Here is a 5,046-nt window from a genome sequence, read left to right as displayed (position 1 = left end):
GTGCTCAGCCTGAGTGGTTCAGTGCCCTTATATTTATCTGACTCCCCTGATTTACGCTTCGTTGATGCTTACTTTGAGTCCCTATCGGGGCTAACCACCACTGGCGCGACCGTCATTACCGGGATAGATGACCTGCCCAAATCTATCTTGTGGTACCGACAACAATTGCAATGGCTTGGCGGCATGGGCTTGATCGTACTGGCTGTCGCCATTCTTCCAATGCTAGGCATTGGTGGTATGCAGCTATACCGAGCAGAGACTCCCGGCCCGGTAAAAGACAGTAAATTAACGCCTCGAATCACCGAAACCGCCAAAGCTCTTTGGTATATATACCTCGGGCTAACAGTCGCTTGCGCGCTATCTTACTGGGCCGCTGGAATGACCCTGTTTGACGCCATAGGCCATAGTTTTTCGACCATCGCCATCGGCGGCTATTCAACCCATGATGCCAGTATTGGCTATTTCGATAATAGCGTAATTGAACTAATCGCCATCTTCTTTATGTTTATCGCCGGGGTTAATTTCGCGCTGCATTTCACTGCATGGCGAAGCAATAGCTGGCGAACGTACTTTATGGACCCCGAGTTCCGCTTTTACGCATCGCTCATGTTGATCGTAACCATTATTACGATCGCAACGCTTTACTTCACCGATACTTATAGCTTCTCTGACTCTATGATTCGAGGCGCCTTTGAAGTTGTTTCCATCGCAACAACCACTGGCTTTGCTACAGCAGACTTCACAGCCTGGCCATTCGTACTGCCCTTCCTCTTATTCGTTGTTGCCTTTGTTGGCGGCTGTGCAGGCTCAACCGGCGGTGGCATGAAGGCGATTCGAATCTTACTCATCTACAAGCAAGGCTTGAGAGAAATCCAACGTCTAATTCATCCCAACGCCATTATTCCAGTAAAACTTGGCAAAAAGCCGGTTCCCGACCGTGTGATTGAAGCTGTTTGGGGCTTCTTTTCGGTTTACTTGTTCGTCTTCGTTATTTTGCTCTTAATGTTACTGGCAACGGGCTTGGACCAAGTCACTGCCTGGTCAGCTGTCGGTGCCAGTATTAACAATTTAGGCCCAGGCTTAGGTGATGTCGCACAACACTACGGCGACATTCCCGATACCGCTAAGTGGGTTCTATGCTTTGCCATGCTAATGGGCCGCCTAGAGATCTTCACTTTATTGATATTGTTTACCCCTGCTTTCTGGCGAAATTAAGGCCCTTATTAAAAACCGAGAAAATACCAATAAAGCAGACGAGTGCACTGACATAGCGGCCAATAAACCTTATGATTGATCAATAATAAAAATATAAGTGGCTGTCAGACATGCTTAAGCTCTCGTGCTTAAATACACTCTTTCTCATTTTTTTCCTATTTTTAGCCGGTGTATCTTCTGCATTGCAGGCCGAAAGTAATACGGCTCAAGCAAGCACGAATAAACTCCTTGTTATCGACCTGCGAGACAAAGATTGGTCTAGCAAACAATCTTTTAGCCTTGACGGCTATTGGAATACTTACTGGAACCGCTTCATTCCACCTCAGGACATCTACAAGACAGAAGAAAGCCCCATTAAATTTCCCGTTCCCGGTGTTTGGAATAAAAACCCCTATCGCTTTGTCGAGAATCAACGCGTTGACACAATGAAGGGTGAGCACATTCAAGAACAGCAGGTAATCTATCCTCCTCTGGGTCTTGCAACGTATCATGCAAAAGTTCTGGTGCCACAGAATTTGGAGCCTATCTATCTCTATATTCCTGACATGCCAAGCGCCTACAAGCTTTACATCAACGGCAATCTTAGCGCCCAAAACGGTAAGCCCGGTTATTATCAGAGCACTGAAACGCCTGAGTTTAGACCCAGAGTAATCAAACTCACCAATCATGCTAGCGAACTAGATATCGTGATTCATCTGTCTAATCACCATTATCGCGAGGGCGGCATATGGTTTAGTCTACGCATGACGGGCGAGGCCGGCCGTTTCAATATGGAGTATCGTCCGATCATATCGGCAGTCTTCTTTGGCTCAATTCTAATTGCAATCGGCCTGTATAATTTTTCATTATTCGCCTTCCGCTCAAAAGAGGTTAGCGCTCTATACTTTGGTCTATTGTGCTTGGCTGTGGGCTTCAGGCGCTTAATGATTGATGAGCGGGTTCTGCACTTATTTGACTGGTTCAGCTGGGCAAGCCTCCAACGCCTTGAGCATTTAAGTTTTTACCTGACGCTTCCTTTCTTTATGGGCTTCTTTAGCGCCTTATACCGGAAATATATCCCGGCCTTTACCATGAGAGTCTCATGGGTGCTAATCACCCCCTTTGTCTTTATCTGCCTGGCATTCGAGAACCGAATATACACCGAGTTGAATGTGGCATTTCAGGTACTGGTATTAATTAGCGTCACCTTTGCAATGGCTATGTACTTAAAAGTTGTTCAGGCAGGTGGAAAACGGGTTAAAGCTTTTGGCGCCAGCTTGCTTATTTTGGCGCTTACCGTTATTCATGATGTACTCAAAGCCAATGGTATTTTCGGCACACCTTTTAATGTCGCACATTTTGGCGTACTGGCTTTTGTTATCTCCCAGTCCATCGCCCTTCAACGGAACTATCTGAAGAACCTAGACTTAGTAGAGGCGATGTCGAAGCAACTAAAAAGTCGAAATAAAGAACTTATCGAAATGGATGCCTTCAAAGATGAGTTTTTGGCCACTACCTCTCACGAACTACGAACGCCTTTACAAGGTATCTCGGGGCTAGCAAAAGTATTAATCGAAAGTGATCAGCAGAGCTTAAGTCCAGACCAAAAAAACAAGATTGAGCTTATCTCTAACACCTCGCAGCGCTTGAATATCCTGGTGAACGACATTCTTGATTTTTCGAGTATCAAACATGGAAAGCTAAAACTGAATATCGTTCCCATAGATCTTCAGTCTATATCAGAGTTAGTACTTACCACCATGAAACCTCTTCTGGATAAGAAGCCTATTGAGTTAAAAGCAGAGATTTCACCTAAGGTTAGAAACTTAAATGCAGATGAGTTTCGCGTGCAGCAAATATTGATCAATATACTAGGCAATGCCGTCAAATATACCGAACAAGGCAAAATCACACTAAGCGCTTACCAGGTAGGAGAAGAAGTATTAATTAAGATCTCTGATACAGGTGTCGGTATCCCTGAAGAGAAACTACACAGCCTGTTTCGTCCCTTCGAGCAAGTCCATGTTGAAGGTCACCCTTCAGCAAGCGGAACCGGGCTCGGCCTATCCATCAGTAAACAGCTTGTTGAATTGCACGGCGGTTCCCTAACGATTAAAAGCCAGGCCAATCAAGGCACAGATGTCACCCTATCCTTACCCGCTGGTTTGGTCAGCAATCAGGAAGCCAATAAGCAATTAGCTGAAACCGCTCTACCAGCCACTCAAGCACCTATTATCACTAAGGAAACTCAGGTTTCTACCAGCGAAACCTCTGCAAAACTACCCGATTTATCGTTTGAAGGCGGTAGCGAAGAAATGACTCCGCTGATATTTATCGTCGACGATGAACCCGTAAACCTGGAGCTGGTTTCCAGCCTGATGTCACAACAAGGTTATCGATATGAAGTCTTCCCGGATGGAATTAGCGCTCTAGCCAGGCTCAACCAACAAGTACCTGACCTGATATTACTCGACTTTATGATGCCAAAAATGAGCGGCATTGAAGTCTGCACCCTGGTTCGGAAGCAGTTCGACAGCTATGAACTCCCCATCATCATGCTGACAGCACGGCATCAAATATCCGATATTGTCAGCGCCCTGAGCCAAGGTGCCAATGATTACCTCATCAAGCCCTATCATAATAAAGAACTAATCGCCCGCGTAGAAAGTCAGCTAAGCGTAAGAAGGTGCTGGATCGCGAACCAGGAAAACCAGAAGCTTCGCAACGAGATCGCTAAACGAGAAGCCCTGGAAGAAGAGTTATCCGAACTTAATTCGAAGTTGCTTAACGTTCTGGATATTAGTGAAGAACTTATTATCGTCATCAACGAGCAACTCAATATTGCTTACACGAATGATAGAGCGCTACAAGAATTTAGCCACAAACTTGGTGAATCATCCGAGTCCAGCCTACTAGGGCGCCCCATTAGCGACTTCGTTTTGCCAGAGCTACTCTCTCAACTGGAGAAAGCGTTAGTCGAAAAGCCCGATTCGGCCTACTCAATAGACTTGATGAGTGAACCCGGCGAGCAGGCTGTATGGCACGCTTCCATCAAATACGTTAACGAGTCCGGTCAACCTTATTTAGCCTTGGTTATCGACCAAAGAGAACTGTCGCCAGAACAGGTTGAAGGTAAGCCTTTACAGACTGATAATGCCCTGGCAGCACTAACTCATGAGCTGAGCGAAAGTCGGCGTAAAATCAATGAAATTGAAGGGGCACTAAGGCATGTTCTCATTGATCCTGATCATGCGGGAGAGCAAATCAGTGAACAAATAGGCGATACAGACTCAGTTCAATGTATAGACTCTCCTCCAGCTCTTGAACACGATGATAAAACCGAATTTGATGGCAAAGAGCTTATTGTCGAACTGTTGAGGAACTCACTAAATATTTGGGAGCGCTCAACAAATAAGACAAAGGTTGACCTGGCAGAGCAAAGTCGCTGCTGGCGTGTATACGTGGACGGCACCACGGTTAAAACTCGAACCTTTGACAAGTACCTGAGCGCTCGTACTATCCCTGATAGGCCCAGGTGGCGAGCCGTAGTGCGCACGGCAAACTTCGTTTTGGCTAACTGCGACTTGAATGAACAAGATACACAGGAACTATCTGAACTAACCAGGCGTGTTGAAGACAACTATTCATAGGCTAGATCACTTGCAATCAATTCCCTCATCAGCTCACCCCCAAATAGAACCAAGGAAGTAAAATGGCAAAATATGATAAGCGGCACTCAAAAGGAAGCGAGCGGACGCTGGAAGAAGCTAATAAGCTGGCAAAAGCGAACCAACGCCCAGGCCAAACGAAAGAACAAACAAAAATCATTGCCCAGGGTATTCAAAAAGGGAT

The 5,046-nt window shown here is 45.9% G+C and carries 3 protein-coding genes; all 3 read left to right on the top strand.

Features of this window, described 5'->3' with window-relative positions; all coding sequences use genetic code 11:
- Positions 1 to 1,215, top strand: a 1,215-nt coding sequence (locus A3735_RS22795) for a TrkH family potassium uptake protein (protein WP_068638713.1), incomplete at its 5' end; no start/stop codon positions are given.
- 110 nt (positions 1,216 to 1,325) lie between these two features.
- Entirely contained in the window at positions 1,326 to 4,844 is a 3,519-nt protein-coding gene (locus tag A3735_RS22790; RefSeq protein WP_068512838.1) for a response regulator, read from the top strand.
- 62 nt (positions 4,845 to 4,906) lie between these two features.
- The coding region (locus A3735_RS32315; protein WP_156499843.1) for a DUF2956 family protein at positions 4,907 to 5,046 on the top strand (140 nt) is incomplete at its 3' end.

Source organism: Oleiphilus sp. HI0061 (assembly GCF_001635675.1).
The sequence above is the reverse complement of the archived record's forward strand: the minus strand, read 5'-3'. Positions and strand labels throughout refer to the sequence as shown.